The following is a 16,398-nucleotide window of genomic DNA, read 5'->3' as shown; positions in this document are numbered from 1 at the left end:
CATGCTGGATCTGCGGCAGGACTTCTTCGCGCTGTTCGGGCTGACTCCCGCCTTCTCCATCGACATGGACAGGCTGGAGCAGGCTTATCTCGACATTCAGGGCAGGGTCCATCCCGACCGCTTTGCCCATCTTTCAGATGCCGAAAAGCGTCTGTCCATGCAGTGGGCCACCCACGCCAACGAGGCTTTTCGCACCCTGAAAAGTCCGCTGACACGCGGGCATTACCTGCTGGAGTTGCGTGGCGTCGATCCGGCTTTCGACACCAACACCGCCATGTCCTCCGAGTTCCTGATGGAGCAGATGGAGTGGCGCGAGGCCCTGGGTGAAGCGCGGGATGCCGCCGATGAGGATACCCTCGAGGAGCTGTCCCGGCGCATCCGCCACAGCACAAAGACGCTGGTCGAGCAGCTCGCCGCCCAGCTCGACGAGAGCGGTGATCTGGAGGGCGCGGCAGACAGCGTCCGGCGCCTCAAATTTCTCGAGAAGCTGCAACATGAAATCAACGATGCCTTGACGGCGCTGGAATCCTGATGGCTTTGCTGCAAATTTCCGAACCGGGCATGTCCACCGAGCCCCATCAACACCGCCTGGCGGTTGGGATTGATCTGGGCACGACCAACTCGCTGGTGGCGACGGTTCGCAATGGTGTGACCCTGTGTTTGCAGGATGAGGACGGCAAGATGCTGTTGCCGTCCGTTGTGCATTACCTGCCCGATGGGCAGATCGTGGTGGGGCGCAAGGCCCACGCCTCCCAGGCTACCGACCCGCGCAACACCATCGTGTCGGTAAAGCGCTTCATGGGGCGTGGCCTGAGAGATGTGGCCCACGTGGAAACCATGCCCTACGATTTCGTGGACGCCGAAGGCATGGTTCGCCTGCGTACCGTGCAGGGTGTGAAGAGCCCGGTGGAAGTGTCGGCCGAAATCCTCAAGGATCTGCGTTTGCGCGCCGAGCGGAGCCTCGGCGGCGAACTCACCGGTGCGGTGATCACCGTTCCGGCCTATTTCGACGAAGCCCAGCGCCAAGCCACCAAGGATGCGTCCCGGCTGGCTGGCCTCAATGTGCTGCGCCTGCTCAACGAGCCGACGGCAGCAGCCATCGCCTACGGCCTCGAGAATGCCTCGGAAGGCGTTTACGCGGTGTATGACCTGGGTGGCGGCACCTTCGACATCTCCATCCTGCGCCTGTCGCGGGGAGTGTTCGAGGTGGTGTCCACCAATGGCGATGCGGCCTTGGGCGGCGATGATTTCGATCACCGCCTGTTCTGCTGGATTCTCGACAACGCCGGTATTTCGCTGCCTTCCGACCGGGATTCCCGGCGTCTGCTGATGAAGGCCCGCGAGGTCAAGGAGCGCCTGACCCTCGACGAGTCGGTACCCATCCAGATGACCCTCGACAGCGGTGATGAAGTCGATCTCGTCATTGATCGGGCTGCCTTTGTCGAACTGACCCGTCACCTGGTCACCAAGACCCTCAAGCCGCTGAAGAAGGCCCTGCGTGATGCCGGACTCAGCCAGGAAGACGTGAAAGGTGTGGTGATGGTGGGCGGTGCGACGCGAATGCCCCATGTGCAGCAGGCGGTCGGCGAATTCTTCGGCCAGACCCCGCTGACCAACCTCGATCCGGATACAGTCGTCGCCGTCGGTGCGGCCATGCAGGCCAATGTGCTGGCTGGTAACCGGGCAGCCGAGGAAGAATGGCTGCTCCTCGATGTGATCCCCCTGTCCCTCGGTATCGAGACGATGGGCGGTCTGGTCGAGAAGATCATCCCCCGCAATTCGACGATTCCGACGGCGCGGGCCCAGGAGTTCACCACTTTCAAGGACGGCCAGACGGCGATGGCCTTCCATGTGGTCCAGGGTGAGCGTGAGCTGGTCTCCGATTGTCGTTCCCTGGCCCGCTTTGAACTGCGTGGCATTCCCCCCATGGTGGCCGGTGCTGCACGCATCCGTGTGACTTTCCAGGTGGATGCGGATGGCCTTCTGTCCGTATCGGCGCGGGAAACCACCACCGGTGCGGAAGCCCGGGTCGAAGTGAAACCGTCTTACGGCCTTGCCGATGACGAAATTGCCGGTATGCTGAAGGCCGGTTTTGAACACGCGAAGCAGGATATGGAGCAGCGTGGCCTCAAGGAGCAACAGGTGGAAGCCGCCCGGGTCATCGAGGCGACCGAGCACGCACTGGCTCTGGACGGTGCGCTGCTGAGCGACGCGGAACGCAGTGAACTGGATAAGGCCATCGCGGCCCTGCGCACCGCTGCCGAAGGGTCTGAAGCGCGCGCCATCAAAATCCAGCTGGAAGCCTTCAACCGGGCCTCCAACGAATTCGCGTCACGCCGTATGGACAAGAGCATCCGTGGTGCGCTGGCCGGCCAGAAGATTGACGATATCCGGCTCTGAACGAATCCGGACTGAGAACTCATGACTACATTGATTGTGCTTCCCCATGTGGAGCTATGCCCCGAAGGCGCCGTAATTGAAGCCGAGCCCGGCCAGACCATCTGCGACAGCCTGCTTGCCAACGGGATCGAGATCGAACATGCCTGCGAGAAATCCTGTGCGTGCACGACCTGTCACGTGATCATCCGCGACGGCTTCAACAGCCTGGAGCCGGCGGAAGAACTTGAAGAGGATCTCCTCGACAAGGCCTGGGGTCTTGAGCCTGCATCCCGCCTGTCGTGTCAGGCCGTGGTGGGCTCCGTGCCGCTGACGGTCGAGATTCCGAAGTACTCCATCAACATGGCGCGGGAAGGGAAGCACTGATGAAGTGGACCGATGTTCAGGAAATTGCGATCCAGCTCTCGGATGCCCATCCGCAGGTGGATCCACTGAAGATCAACTTTGTCGATCTGATGAAGTGGGTCATTGCACTGCCGGAGTTCAATGACGATCCGAAGCATTGCGGTGAGCGCGTGCTGGAGGCCATCCAGGCCGCCTGGATCGAGGAGGTCGAGTGAGCGTTCAGGAGCCCGGCAACATCCTGGGTTTCGACGTCAGGAGTGTGGCGGGAATACCGCTCCGCTTCGATGAGCTTGCTGGCAAGGTCGTCCTGATCGTCAACACGGCGAGTCAGTGCGGTTTCACGCCCCAATACGCAGGCTTGCAGAAGCTGCACGAGACTTACGGAGAGCGGGGGCTGGTCGTGATCGGCTTTCCGTGCAACCAGTTTGGTGGGCAGGAGCCGGGTGACGAAGCAGCGATTTCACATTTCTGTGAAACTCATTTTGGCGTCAGCTTCTTGCTGACCGAAAAAGTGGAGGTCAATGGGGCCAATGCCCATCCGCTTTTCAAGTTCCTGACAGCGGCGCTGCCCGGGGTCCTGGGGACGCAGCCGGTCAAGTGGAACTTCACCAAGTTTCTGGTGGACAAGGCGGGTGTGCCCGTCAAGCGTTACGCCTCAATGACCCCGCCAGAGGATCTGGCCAAAGACATTGAAGCTCTGCTGTAGCGCATTCTAGCGGGCCGTCGGATCCGACGGTTCGTTCAGCGACAACCAGTAAAGCCCCAGCTGACCAACAGCCTGCAGGAAACGTTCGAAATCCACGGGTTTGCGGATGTAGCTGTTGGCGCCGAGTCGGTAGGCTTCAAAAATATCCTGATGTTCCTTCGAGGTGGTTAGTACGACCACCGGCAGGAGCGCCGTGCGTTCGTCTGCACGGATGCGGCGTAATACTTCCAGTCCGTCGATACGCGGCAGCTTCAGATCCAGCAATACAAAGGCCGGATTGACGAGGCTGTCGCGGGAGGAGTACTGACCCGTGCAGAAAAGATAATCCAGGGCTTCGACACCATCTCGTGCGACGACCACCTGGTTCGCTATCTTGTTCTTGCTGAAGGCGCGAAGAGTCAGCGCCTCATCGTCGGGGTTGTCTTCTACGAGAAGAATGGGGCGATCGGTCGCCATAAGTACTCCTTGATCTTGCTTTTATGTTTTTCGTTACTTCCCGTGATCTGGGCCTTTAATTTTTCATTGCGAGCCCAAGCAAGATCATAAGTACGACTGGCGACCGAGACGGTCGACCAATTCCTCATTGGCGAATGCTTTTACAACAATTGACCCGCTTCGAGGATAAATATCTTGTCGTCGCCGCTGGGCCCGGACAACCAGGTGGGTGTCAAGTGGGGAAAGGCATTTTCCATGATGGCGCGGTTGTGTCCCACTTCAACGGCCAGAACCCCTTCCGGCTTGAGGTAACGGGGTGCATCCACGAGAAGTTTGCGTACCAGGTCGAGGCCGTCTTCTCCTGATCCGAGGGCAATCCCCGGTTCGTGCAGGTATTCCGGCGGCAGGGCGTCCACGGCTTCCTGGGTCACATAGGGCGGGTTGCTGAGGATGAAGTCGAAACGCTGCTCCGGTACCGCGGAAAACCCGTCGGAGAGAACCAGCTTGATTCGGTCTTGCAGGTGATAGGTGGCGATGTTCTCGGCGGCTACGTCGAGGGCGTCCTGGGAGATGTCGACGGCGACGATTTCGGCGTTCGGGAAGGCGAAGGCCATCAGGATCGCCAGGCAGCCGGAGCCGGTGCACATATCCATCGCGGCGGTGACGGAGTCGGGATCCTGAATCCACGGATTGAAGCCGTCCTGCAGCAACTCGGCAAAGTAGGAGCGGGGAATGATGACCCGCGGATCCACCTTGAAACGGAACTCGCCGAGCCAGGCTTCGCCGGTGATGTAAGCGGCCGGCAGGCGGTCCACGGCACGCTTCTCGATGGCTTCGAGGATGTCTTCCCGTTCGTCACCGGGGATGCAGGCGTCGAGGAAGGGCTCCAGGCGATCGAGGGGCAGGGCCAAGGTGTGCAGGATCAGATAGACGGCCTCGTCGTAGGCGTCCGGCAGACCGTGGCCGAAGAAGCAGCCCGCCCGGTTGAAGCGGGTCACGGCGTAGCGAAGCCAGTCACGTACGGTGACGAGCTCACCCAGCGGGCCGTGCTCGTGTTCGTGGTCGTGTTCGTCGTCTTCCATGGGGGTGTCGTGGGTCATGCCTTGTCCGATACGTTCAACAGGTTTTCGAGGGTGCGCCGGTAGATGGCGGAGAGCGGTGCGATGGCGTCCATGGCGATGCACTCGTTGAGTTTGTGGATGGTCGCGTTCACCGGGCCGAACTCCACGACTTGCGGGCAGATTTCGGCGATGAAGCGGCCGTCGGACGTGCCGCCGGTGGTGGACAGTTCCGGGGTGATCGCGAGGGTGTCGCGGATTGCCGATTCGATGGCCGCCACCAGGCCGCCACGGGGGGTCAGGAAGGGCTTGCCGCCGAGGGTCCAGGCCAGGTCGTAGTCGAGCCCGTGGCGATCGAGGACTTCATGGACGCGGCGCTTTAGCTCGTCGGCGGTGTGCACGGTGGCGAAGCGGAAGTTGAACAGCACTTCCAGGGTGCCCGGGATCACGTTGGTGGCGCCGGTGCCGCCCTTGATGTTGGACATCTGCCAGGAGGTTGGCGGGAAGTATTCATTGCCCTCGTCCCACTTGGCGGCGGCCAGTTCAGCCAGGGCCGGAGCGGCGAGATGGATAGGATTCTTTGCCAGGTGCGGGTAGGCGATGTGGCCCTGCACGCCCTTCACCGTGAGCTTGCCCGACAGGCTGCCGCGGCGGCCGTTCTTGATCATGTCGCCGAGGGTATCCACCGAGGTGGGTTCGCCGACGATGCAGTAGTCGAGGGTTTCACCACGGGCGCGCAAGGTTTCGACGACCAGGGTGGTGCCGTGGGTGGCGTCGCCTTCCTCGTCGGAGGTGAGGAGGAGGGCGATTGAGCCACCGTGCGCCGGATGGGCCGCGACGAAATCCTCGATGGAGGTGACGAAGGCTGCCAGGGAACTCTTCATGTCGGCGGCACCGCGACCGTACAGATGGCCATCCCGCTCGGTGGGCACGAAGGGGTCGGAAAGCCAGTCGCCCAGCGGACCGGTGGGGACCACGTCGGTGTGGCCGGCAAAGGCGACCAGCGGTGCGGTGGTGCCGCGCCGGGCCCACAGGTTGCTCACGCCGCCGCCGTCGATGCGCTCGCAGATGAAGCCCAAGGGGGCGAGGCGCGAGGCGATGAGCTCCAGGCAGCCGGCGTCTTCCGGCGTTACTGACGGACGGGCGATCAACTCGCGGGTCAGGTCAAGGGTGGGGTTCCCTGTTGTTTGGGGTGCGTTCATGCTTTGTAATTGTTAGTCGTCGTCGAGTTCGAGGGTGAATTCCCGGAACGAGGAGCCGTCCGGCTCGGTCGTCTCGAAATCAATGGTGGACGGAGGGCGCGTCGATTTCTCGTTGTTCGTGTTGCCGAACTGGGCGTTGTTGATGAGCCACGAGAGATTGGTCGGCGAATCCGAGTTGGCCAGCGCTTCCTCGAGGGTGATGACCTTGTCCTTGTAGAGACGGAAGAGATCCTGCTCGAAGGTCCGCGAGCCCTGGGCCAGGCTTTGCTCCATGGCTTCCCGGATCGCCGAGATTTCGCCGCGCTCTATGAGTTCGGCGACCTGACGGGAGTTGAGGAGGATCTCGACGGCAGGTATGCGTCCGCCGTCCGGCCGTTTGACGAGGCGCTGGGAAATGATGCACTTGAGCGTCGCGGCAAGGTCGAGGGACAGCAGCGCACGTGCATCGGTCGGGAAGAAGCTGAAGATCCGGTTCAGCGCGTGGTACGCGTTGTTGGCATGTAGCGTGGCCAGGCACAGGTGCCCGGTCTGGGCATAGGCGAGGGCCGCCTCCATGGTTTCCTTGTCACGGATTTCGCCGATCAGGATGCAGTCGGGCGCCTGTCGCATGGCGTTGCGCAGGGCGTTTTGCCAGTCGAGGGTGTCCTGTCCGATTTCCCGCTGATTGACGATCGACATCTTGTGCTTGAACAGATATTCGATCGGGTCTTCAATCGTCAGGATGTGGCCGGAACGGTTTTCGTTGCGGTGATCCAGCATCGAGGCAATGGTCGTCGATTTGCCCGAACCGGTGGCGCCCACGACGAGCACCAGTCCACGCTTTTCCATGATGACGTCGGCCAGCACCTGGGGCAGGCCGAGGTGTTCCAGCCGGGGAATTTCGCCAATGATGTAGCGCACGACGATGGCGATGCTGTTGCGCTGCCAGAAGATATTGACGCGAAAATTACCCATGTCGCGCCGGCCGAAGGAGAGGTTCATCTCCTTCATGGTTTCGAAGCGCTCGATCTGCTCCGGCGTCATCATTTCGTAGGCCATGCGATGGATCATCGTCGGATCCATGGCCTGCTGGTTGATGGGCAGCGTGTTGCCGTCGATCTTGATGTGGATCGGGGTGCCGACGGTAATGAAGATGTCCGAGGCCTTTTTCTCGGCCATCAGGGCGAATAGCTTGTCGATGATCATCGGGCTGCCCGAAAGGGGAGGGGCCGCCGGGTGGCGGCCCGCAAGTGGCTCAGTCTGGGCTTAGTCGCGCAGGAGCTCGTTGATGCTGGTCTTGGCACGGGTCTGGGCGTCGACCTTCTTGACGATCACTGCACAGTACAGGCTGTACTTGCCATCGGCGGAGGGCAGGTTGCCGCTCACCACCACGGAACCGGCCGGAATGCGGCCGTAGGTGACTTCACCGGTGGCGCGATCGTAGATCTTGGTGCTCTGGCCGATGTACACGCCCATCGAGATGACGCAGTTGTCTTCGACGATGACGCCTTCGACCACTTCGGAGCGGGCGCCGACGAAGCAGTTGTCGCCGATGATGGTCGGGTTGGCCTGGAGGGGCTCGAGCACGCCACCAATGCCGACGCCGCCGGACAGGTGCACGTTCTTGCCGATCTGGGCACAGGAACCGACGGTGGCCCAGGTGTCGACCATGGTGCCTTCGCCCACGTGGGCACCGATGTTCACGTAGGAGGGCATCAACACCACGCCCTTGCTGATGAAGCTGCCCTTGCGCACGATCGCATTCGGCACGACGCGGAAACCGCCGGCAGCGAAGTCGTGGGCGTCGTAGTTGTCGAACTTGGTCGGGACCTTGTCGTAGTAGCGGGTATCGCCGCCTTCCATGATCTTGTTGTCATGGGTACGGAAGTACAGCAGCACGGCCTTCTTGATCCACTGGTGGGTAACCCACTCGCCGTTGATCTTCTCGGCGACGCGCAGCTTGCCCTGGTCGAGTTCTTCGATCACGTGTTCGATCACGTCGATCTGTTCCTTGGTCGCGGTAGCTGCCGACAGGTCGGTGCGGCGCTCCCACAGGTCTTCGATGAGGGCGGTAAACGGATTTTCGTGATGGGGCATGATGTGTACTTGGACGGTCATGGATTGTTCGAAAGTTGTTGGGCAAAGGTGGCGACTCGGGTGGCCGCCTCGATACACTCTGCCAGATCGGCCACCAGCGCGATGCGGACAAACCCTGCTCCGGGATTGACGCCGTGGGCTTCGCGGGCGAGGTAGCTGCCGGGCAGAACCGTTACATTATATTCGGCCTGCAGACGGCGGGCGAACTCGGTGTCGGACAGCCCGAGGCGGGATACGTTCGCCCACAGGTAAAAGCCGGCGTCGGGCAGTTCCACGTCCAGGTGGGCAGCGATCAGCGGCGTGATGACGTCGAATTTTTCGCGGTACAGGCGACGGTTTTCGGCCACGTGGGCTTCGTCGTCCCAGGCGGCGGCCGAGGCGGCCTGCACCGACGGGCTCATGGCGCAGCCGTGGTAGGTGCGGTAGAGCAGGAAGCGCTTGAGGATGGCGGCGTCGCCGGCCACAAATCCGGAGCGCATGCCCGGTACGTTGGAGCGCTTGGACAGGCTGGAGAACATCACCAGGTTGCGGAAATCACTGCGGCCGAGGCGGTGGGCGGCTTCGAGGCCGCCGATGGGCAGGTTTGCATCGTCGAAGTAGATTTCCGAGTAGCACTCGTCAGCCGCGATGACGAAGCCGTAGCGATCGGAGAGTTCGAAAAGCTGCTTCCATTCATCAAGCGACAGCACGCGGCCGGTGGGGTTGCCCGGCGAGCACACGTACACAAGCTGGACACGCTGCCAGTCGGCTTCCGGCACGGCGGCAAAGTCGGAAGCGAAGCGGTCGTCCGGCAGGTTGTTGACGAAATACGGCTTGGCGCCGGCCAGATAGGCCGCACCTTCGTAAATTTGATAGAACGGGTTCGGGCAGATCACCAGCGCATCCGGCTTGGCGCCGTCTACCACGCACTGGGCAAAGGCAAACAGGGCCTCGCGGGAGCCATTGACCGGCAGCACCTGGGTGGCCGGATCGACGGCGGGCAGGCTATAGCGGCGCTCCAGCCAGCTGGCGATGGACTTGCGCAGGGCATCGGAGCCCTGGGTGGTCGGGTAATTGGCCAGGCCGCCGAGGTTGTCGACCAGGGATTCGCGGATGAAAGCCGGCGTGGCGTGCTGGGGTTCGCCGATGGACAGGCGGATCGGCGAATAGCCGGCAGGCGGCGTGATGCCTTCGAACAGGGCGCGGAGCTTTTCGAAGGGGTAGGGGTGAAGATCCTGGAGATGCGGGTTCACGTTCGGCGGATGTCCTGTAAATCGGCCCGGTGCGGGCGGGAGTTCGGGGCGTTGGGCGGTGCGCTCAAAAAGGCATCAGACAGCCCGGTGGCCTCGGTTTTGGCCGGTGGTATTATAGCGGCCGCCGCTCATGCGGCATTGCAGCATCGCTGCTGCTTTTTTCCCTCCACCCGCTGTCTTTTCCGGATTTCCGTGCGTCTCGCCAAACTCAAGCTTGCCGGATTCAAGACCTTCGTCGACCCGACGACCGTGCTCACGCCCGGCAATCTGGTCGGAGTGGTGGGGCCGAACGGTTGCGGCAAGTCGAACATCATTGACGCCGTGCGCTGGGTGCTGGGCGAGTCCCGTGCTTCTGCGTTGCGTGGCGATTCGATGCAGGACGTCATCTTCAATGGCTCGACGACCCGCAAGCCGGTGTCCCGGGCCAGTGTCGAGCTGGTCTTCGACAACGCCGAAGGCAAGGCAGCGGGGCAGTGGAAGCCCTACGCAGAGATCGCCGTCAAGCGGGTGCTCGACCGGACAGGCGAGTCGAGCTACTTCATCAACGGCATCCACGTGCGCCGCAAGGACGTGATCGATCTCTTTCTGGGCACCGGCCTCGGGCCGCGAGCCTACGCGATCATCGAGCAGGGCATGATCTCGCGCATCATCGAGGCGCGTCCGGAAGAAGTGCGCGGCTTTCTCGAAGAGGCAGCGGGCGTCACCAAGTACCGCGAGCGGCGCCGGGAGACTGAAGGGCGCCTTCGCGATGCCCGAGACAACCTGACGCGCCTCGAAGACATCCGCAATGAACTCGGCCAGCAGATCGGCAAGCTGGAGGTTCAGGCCGCTGTGGCCGAGAAATATCGTCAGCTCAATACCAGTTTGTCGGAGCGCCAGAACCTCTTGTGGCTCATTAAGCGCAACGAGGCACGTGCCGAAAAGGCCCGCCTGGCCGAAGAGCTGGCTGATGCGACGCGGCGCATCGAGGCTGATTCGACCCGTCTGCAGGAGCTGGAGGGGCAACTGGAAACGGTCCGCGAAGCCCAGTTTGCTGCCAACGAAGGGGTTCAGCTGGCCCAGAGCGCGCTGTTTGCGGTGAGCTCCGAGCTGACCCGCCTGGAAGGCGAACTGGCCCGCTTGCGCGACAGCCGCCGCATTCTCGAAAGCCGTCTGGCTCAACTGGAGCGAGACGACGCCCAGTGGCGCAGCCAGCTGGAAAACCTCGGAGCCGACCGCGAGCGCTGGCAGAGCCTGCTTGAAAACGCGGCCCTGCGGGCCGAACAGGCCGAAATGCGCCACGCCGAGGTGGGCGATCGCCTGCCGGAGGCCGAAGAAGCTCAGCAGATCGCCGATGCCACGGCCGCGGCGGTGCGGCGCGAACTGAACCAGGCCGAACAGCAGATCCGCGTCGAGGATGCCCATCGTGTCAGCAGCGAACGCAGCCTCGAAAACCTCGCCCAGCGCCGTGCGCGTTTGCAGCAGGAGCAGGCCTCGGTGCAGGCGCCGGATCTGCGTGTGGCGGCGGAGCGTGAAGCGGCGCTTTCCGAAGCCGAGGACACCCTGGCCCTGCGGCAGGCGGAAATGTCCGACGCCCAGGCCCGCTTGCCTGGCGCCCAGCAGGCACTCAAGGAAGCGCTGGAGTCGGAGCGCCATGCCCAGCGGCGGGCTACCGAATTGCGCGCCCGTCGCGAGGCGCTGGTCCAGTTGCAAAACAAGGTCCAGGTTCAGGGGCAACTGGGCGACTGGTTGAAGCGTCATCGTCTCGACGGACTCAAACCCCTGTGGCAGCGCCTGCGCGTTGAGGCCGGCTGGGAGCTGGCGCTGGAAGCCGTGCTGCGCGAACGCCTCGCGGCGCTGCCGGCTGAGGACGGACGAGTCGCGCTGGCGGCACTGGGCGACAAGGTGCCGGGCGCCTTTGCCTTCCTGCTTGCCGGTGTGCCGGCTGAGGAAGCGTCTTTTCCGGTTCCGAAAGGCGCACGACCACTTCTGTCGGTGGTAAATGCCGACCCTGAATGGGCGGAAGTGATGGCCAGCTGGTTGGCGCGTTTTTTTGTCGTCGATGATCTGGCCCCTTGGCTGGAGCGGCGCAGCGAGCTGCCGGAGGGGGTCAGCCTGGTTTCCCGCGAGGGGCAACGCCTTTCCCGCCATGCCCTCAGCCATTACGCACCGGACTCCCGGACCCACGGCGTCATCGAACGCCAGCGCGAAATCGACCAGCTGGCGACAGAGGTGGATGCGGCCCACGACGAAGCGACCATGGCCCGTGAAGGCGTCAGCGAAGCGGAGGCGCTTGCCACGCGTTTGCAGGATACCCTCGGCAACCTGCGCCGCGACGCTCAGGCCCTGCAGGCGCGCGTGCATGCCGAGCAGGTGGAAGTGCTCAAGCTCAACCAGGCGCGGGTGCGCTACGAAGAGCGCTGTGGCCAGATCGATCGGGATCTGGGCGAGATCGCCCACGGCGAACAGGCCGAGCAGGACCGCCTGATGCGCTCGGAAACCGAGCTGGAGCGTAGCCGCGAACTGGCCGACCTGCAGCGTGGCAGACTGGACGCTGCTGAGGCGGTACGTCGCGAACGGGAAAGCGCGCTGCGCGAGACGCGTGCCCTCGAGCAGGCGCTGGCCCGGGAGCTGCAGGAATCCCGTCATTCCGAACGGGAATGTTCCAGCAAGCTCGAGGACATCGCCCGCAACCGGGCGCTGGCCACCGAGCAACTGGAACGCATCGCCGAAGAGCTTACCGAGCGCCGGGAGTCCCTGCTGGAGATTGATGAGGTGTCGGTGGCGGCCGCATTGCAGGAGTCGGTCGCGTTGCGTAGCACACGGGAAGCGGCCCTGGCCGGTGCCCGCAACACGCTGGAAGCGGTCAATGGGCAGTTGCGCGGCCTTGAGGAAGAGCGTCAGCGCACCGAACACGCTGCTGCGCCCCAGCGGGAGCGGGTGGCCGATTTGCGCCTGCGCGTGCAGGCCGCCGAGATGGCCGAAGGCCAGCACATGGCCCGACTGGAAGAGGCCGAAGCCGATGAAATCGCCCTCGCCCCGCTGCTGACCGCAGATCTGAAGGAAGGCTCGCTGCAACGGGAAGTGGGCCGCCTCGGGCGGGAAATCGCCGATCTTGGTCCGGTCAACCTGGCCGCGCTGGACGAGTTGAGATCCGCCGCGGAGCGCAAGAATTACCTGGATATGCAGACCGACGACCTGCTGGGCGCCATCGAAACCCTCGAAGATGCGATCCGCCGCATCGACAGGGAAACGCGTGAGCAGCTTCAGGAGACGTACAATACGGTTAACCGTCACTTCGGCAGTCTGTTCCCCATGTTGTTCGGAGGTGGCGAAGCGCGGCTGGTTCTGACCGGTGACGAGATTCTCGATGCGGGGATCTCCATCGTCGCCCAGCCGCCGGGCAAGAAGAACAGTTCCATCCAGCTGCTTTCGGGCGGTGAGAAGGCATTAACTGCGATTGCGCTGGTCTTTTCCATGTTCCAGCTCAATCCAGCACCTTTTTGCATGCTGGATGAGGTCGATGCGCCCCTCGACGACTCGAATACCGAGCGCTACTGCCAGATGGTCAAGCGCATGTCGTCACAGACCCAGTTTATATTCATCAGCCACAGCAAGATCACCATGGAGATCGCGCAGCAGCTGGTGGGGGTGACGATGCAGGAACAGGGGGCGTCGCGGGTAGTGGAAGTGGATATAGAGGAAGCGCTGCGCCTGGCCGAGTCGGTCGCAGCCTGATGCAGGAAACAAGGGAAATCGATGGCAATCAGTGAGTTACAAATGGGTTTGGTCGGTGCCGGCGGCATAGTTGTCGTCTGCATCTTTGCGTTCAACAAGTGGCAGGAGCGCAAGCAGCGCAAACAGGCCGAGTTGGCGGCTGGCGGTGGTGCCCAGGCGCCGGTGCTCAGCGAGATGCCGGCCGATCAGGGCACGAGGACGCGCATGGAGCCGGTCATCGGCGGCGAAGCCGCTGCGCGTGCCCAGCCCAGTGCCAAGACGCTCAGTGATGCCAGCGCCCGTCGCGTGCCTCCGCTGTTGCCCCCCGAGGTGGACGAGCGGGCCGACTGGGTCGTGCGCATCGAATCCATCGAGCCGGTGGTGGCCGGGCGCCTGTGGCAGGCCTCTGCTCAGCCGCTCGAGACGATCACCAAGCCGGTGCGCTGGTTTGGCTTCTCCGACTTGGACAACCGCTGGGAATCCATCGGTGCCAACAGCGGCAACAGCTATCACTGGGTATGTGCCGCGCTGCAACTGGTTGACCGCCGCGGGCCGGCCGGCGATGCCGACCTGAACCGTCTTGCCGATGGCCTGCAGCACATGTGTGACATGTTCATGGCGATTCCGTCCGTGCCGGCCAAGGGCGAAGCCCTGGTCCGGGCGGCCGAACTGGATCGCTTCTGCGCCGGGGTGGATATCCAGATCGGTGTGAACGTGGTGGCCCGCGAACACCTGTTTGTCGGTACCAAGCTGCGCGGTCTGGCCGAGGTCGCAGGTCTGGAGTTGTGGAGCGACGGTTGTTTTCATGCCCGCGACGAGCTTGGCAACAGTCTCTTCGTGCTCAGCAACCTGGAGCCGAACCTCTTTGTGGCCGAGGACATGCGCACGCTGACGACCCAGGGCGTGACCCTGATGCTCGACGTGCCGCGGGTGGCCGACGGCGTGCGTGTTTTCGAGCGCATGATGAGCCTTGCCCAGCAGCTTGCCGACGGCCTCAATGGCGCGGTGGTGGACGACAACCGTTCGCCCTTTGGCGAGAAGGCTGTTGGCCTGATTCGTGCCCAGATCGAGCAGTTCCAGGGCCAGATGGGCGAATACGGCATTGCTCCGGGCTCTGTGCTGGCCCGGCGCCTGTTCTCCTGACCCGGGTTCGCCATGACGGCAAGCCAGGAAGCCCGTGCCCGGGTGTCGGCTCTGCGGGCAGAGCTGGAGCGCCATGAGCACGCCTATTATGTGCTCGCTGCGCCGACTGTCCCGGACGCCGAGTACGACCGCCTTTTCTGCGAACTCCAGGGTCTGGAGGCGGCTCATCCCGAACTCCTGACATCCGATTCGCCCACCCAGCGGGTCGGTGGTCAGCCTTCCCCCGAGCTGGCGTCGGTGCATCACGCGGTGCCGATGCTGTCCATCCGTACCGAAACCGATACCACCGAGCAGGGCGCTGTCACCTTCGACGCCCGCGTTCGCCGGGCCCTGGGGCTCGACGACAGTGCGCCGCCGGTAGCCTACGCCGCCGAGCTCAAGTTCGACGGGTTGGCGATCAGCTTGCGCTACGAGCACGGTGTACTCGTCCTTGCCGCCACGCGCGGCGACGGCAGTACTGGTGAGGATGTGACCCGCAATGTGCGCACGCTGCGCCAGATACCGCTTCGCTTGCACGGCGAGGCGCCGCCGGTGCTTGAAGTACGTGGTGAAATCTACATGCGGCGGGACGATTTCGAGCGCATGAATCTGGCCCAGGAAGCCGCCGGGCAGAAAATTTTCGTCAATCCCCGCAATGCGGCAGCCGGCAGCCTGCGCCAGCTGGATCCGTCCATCACGGCCCAGCGACCCTTATCCTTCTTTGCCTACGGTTTGGGCGAAGTACAGGGCTGGACGCTGCCGGACACCCACAGTGGCGTGCTCGATGCACTGGCGCAGTTCGGCTTGCCGGTCTGCGAGCATCGGGCTTGTGCCTTGGGGCCGGAGGCGCTGGCCCGCTTTCACGCCGAGATGGCCGTTCTGCGCGAAAAGCTGCCTTTTGATATCGACGGCGTGGTCTACAAGGTGGATCGCCTGGCCCAGCAACTGGAGCTTGGCTTCGTGTCCCGCGAGCCCCGTTGGGCGGTGGCCCACAAGTATCCGGCCCAGGAGGTCGCAACCCGCTTGCTCGGCATCGACGTGCAAGTGGGGCGAACCGGGGCATTGACGCCGGTGGCACGCCTTGAACCGGTCTTCGTTGGTGGTGTGACGGTGACCAATGCCACACTGCATAACCAGGGCGAAATCGACCGCAAGGACGTGCGTATCGGCGACTGGGTGATCGTACGGCGTGCCGGAGACGTGATTCCCGAGGTGGTCGGGCCGATTCTTGAACGGCGGGAAGGTGAGCCGGAGCGGTTCGATCTGCTCAAGTCCTGGCCGACCTGCCCGGAGTGTGGTTCCCATGTGGTGCGCGGTGAGGACGAAGCGGTGGCCCGGTGTACTGGCGGACTGTTCTGTCCGGCCCAGTGCAAGCAGGCTCTGCGGCACTTTGCCGGGCGTCGGGCGGTGGATATCGACGGGCTTGGCGAGCAGATTGTCAATCAGTTGGTGAGTGCCGGTGTCGTCAAAACGCCTGCCGACCTGTACGACAGCACGCGCCTGAATGCCGAGGTGCTGGCCGGGCTGGAACGGATGGGCGAGAAGTCGGCGACCAATCTGCTGGCAGCCATCGACAAGAGCCGTGACACGACGCTGGCCCGTTTCATTTTTGCGCTGGGCATCCGCAATGTGGGTGAAACCACGGCCAAGGATCTGGCGCGCTACTTTGGTGGGCTCGACGCGTTGCTGGCGGCAGATGAGGCGACTTTGCTGCAAGTGCCGGATGTGGGCCCGGTGGTGGCACGCTGCATCGTTGAATTCCTTGCCGAGTCACACAACCGTGAAGTGATCTCAGTCCTGCAAAAAGCCATGCGCTGGCCGGAAACGGCTCCGGCGGCGCGTCCGGAAGCGGGGGCACTGGCCGCCAGGACTTTCGTGCTGACCGGCACCCTGCCGACGCTGCGGCGTGACGAGGCGGCGGCGATGATCGAGGCGGCGGGTGGCAAGGTCACCGGTTCGGTGTCGAAGAAAACCGATTACGTAGTGGCCGGCGCCGATGCTGGCAGTAAGCTGGACAAGGCGCAACAGTTGGGTGTCATGATCCTTGATGAAGAAGGCTTGCGCATCCTGCTAAAGTCGGCCGAGCCGGGTGAGTCCGGCGGGCAGAGTCAATTATTCGGGGAGTGATG

14 protein-coding genes are annotated in these 16,398 nt (G+C 63.2%); 8 read left to right on the top strand and 6 right to left on the bottom strand.

The genetic code is table 11. The annotated features are described in order from the left end of the window. Position 1 precedes the first annotated feature (1 nt). The 5 genes from hscB to ETQ85_RS18515 are packed head-to-tail and all read left to right on the top strand — an operon-like array spanning position 2 to position 3,448. Positions 2–532, top strand: a complete 531-nt coding sequence (hscB, locus tag ETQ85_RS18535) for a Fe-S protein assembly co-chaperone HscB (RefSeq protein WP_148580568.1) — start codon at positions 2–4, stop codon at positions 530–532. Next, positions 532–2,400: a Fe-S protein assembly chaperone HscA gene (gene hscA / locus ETQ85_RS18530; RefSeq protein WP_148580567.1), complete on the top strand. Its 1,869-nt coding sequence runs from the start codon at positions 532–534 to the stop codon at positions 2,398–2,400. The genes hscB and hscA overlap by 1 nt, the downstream gene beginning before the upstream one ends. Before the next feature lie 21 nt (positions 2,401–2,421). Continuing rightward, on the top strand, positions 2,422–2,763 hold the full coding sequence (fdx, locus tag ETQ85_RS18525; protein WP_148580566.1) for an ISC system 2Fe-2S type ferredoxin: 342 nt from the start codon (positions 2,422–2,424) through the stop codon (positions 2,761–2,763). After that, positions 2,763–2,957 (top strand): Fe-S cluster assembly protein IscX, encoded by a 195-nt coding sequence (iscX, locus tag ETQ85_RS18520; protein ID WP_148580565.1) that lies wholly within the window; start codon positions 2,763–2,765, stop codon positions 2,955–2,957. The genes fdx and iscX overlap by 1 nt, the downstream gene beginning before the upstream one ends. Continuing rightward, on the top strand, positions 2,954–3,448 hold the full coding sequence (locus tag ETQ85_RS18515; RefSeq protein WP_407058358.1) for a glutathione peroxidase: 495 nt from the start codon (positions 2,954–2,956) through the stop codon (positions 3,446–3,448). The genes iscX and ETQ85_RS18515 overlap by 4 nt, the downstream gene beginning before the upstream one ends. A gap of 6 nt (positions 3,449–3,454) precedes the next feature. Here the strand turns inward: ETQ85_RS18515 and ETQ85_RS18510 are convergent, their stop codons facing one another. From ETQ85_RS18510 to dapC, 6 genes are all read right to left on the bottom strand, one after another. Then, entirely contained in the window at positions 3,455–3,904 is a 450-nt protein-coding gene (locus tag ETQ85_RS18510; protein WP_148580564.1) for a response regulator, read from the bottom strand. 140 nt (positions 3,905–4,044) lie between these two features. Continuing rightward, positions 4,045–4,983 (bottom strand): 50S ribosomal protein L3 N(5)-glutamine methyltransferase, encoded by a 939-nt coding sequence (prmB, locus tag ETQ85_RS18505; protein WP_246128811.1) that lies wholly within the window; start codon positions 4,981–4,983, stop codon positions 4,045–4,047. Next, positions 4,980–6,143, bottom strand: a complete 1,164-nt coding sequence (dapE, locus tag ETQ85_RS18500; RefSeq protein ID WP_148580563.1) for a succinyl-diaminopimelate desuccinylase — start codon at positions 6,141–6,143, stop codon at positions 4,980–4,982. Before dapE ends, prmB begins: the two co-directional genes overlap by 4 nt. 12 nt (positions 6,144–6,155) lie before the next feature. Then, complete coding sequence (locus ETQ85_RS18495) at positions 6,156–7,328, bottom strand: PilT/PilU family type 4a pilus ATPase (RefSeq protein WP_148580562.1); 1,173 nt, start codon at positions 7,326–7,328, stop codon at positions 6,156–6,158. 60 nt (positions 7,329–7,388) lie between these two features. Continuing rightward, entirely contained in the window at positions 7,389–8,240 is an 852-nt protein-coding gene (gene dapD / locus ETQ85_RS18490) for a 2,3,4,5-tetrahydropyridine-2,6-dicarboxylate N-succinyltransferase (RefSeq protein ID WP_187394766.1), read from the bottom strand. Further along, a complete protein-coding gene (gene dapC, locus ETQ85_RS18485; protein ID WP_148580561.1) occupies positions 8,237–9,451 on the bottom strand; it encodes a succinyldiaminopimelate transaminase in 1,215 nt (404 codons plus the stop codon). Before dapC ends, dapD begins: the two co-directional genes overlap by 4 nt. A 192-nt stretch (positions 9,452–9,643) precedes the next feature. On the opposite strand from dapC, the gene smc reads away from it, so the two are divergent. From smc to ligA, 3 genes are read left to right on the top strand one after another with little or no spacing between them, the layout of a single operon-like run. Continuing rightward, on the top strand, positions 9,644–13,168 hold the full coding sequence (smc, locus tag ETQ85_RS18480) for a chromosome segregation protein SMC (protein ID WP_187394765.1): 3,525 nt from the start codon (positions 9,644–9,646) through the stop codon (positions 13,166–13,168). Between the two features lie 42 nt (positions 13,169–13,210). Further along, the gene (locus tag ETQ85_RS18475; protein WP_246128810.1) at positions 13,211–14,290 is read left to right on the top strand and encodes a cell division protein ZipA; all 1,080 of its coding nucleotides are present in this window, start codon (positions 13,211–13,213) and stop codon (positions 14,288–14,290) included. A gap of 12 nt (positions 14,291–14,302) precedes the next feature. After that, positions 14,303–16,396, top strand: a complete 2,094-nt coding sequence (gene ligA, locus ETQ85_RS18470; RefSeq protein WP_148580558.1) for an NAD-dependent DNA ligase LigA — start codon at positions 14,303–14,305, stop codon at positions 16,394–16,396. The last annotated feature ends 2 nt before the right edge of the window (positions 16,397–16,398 follow it).

Source organism: Zoogloea oleivorans (genome assembly GCF_008107625.1).
GTDB lineage: Bacteria > Pseudomonadota > Gammaproteobacteria > Burkholderiales > Rhodocyclaceae > Zoogloea > Zoogloea oleivorans.
Note: the sequence above shows the minus strand (reverse complement) of the source record. Positions and strands in the feature narration are given on the sequence as shown.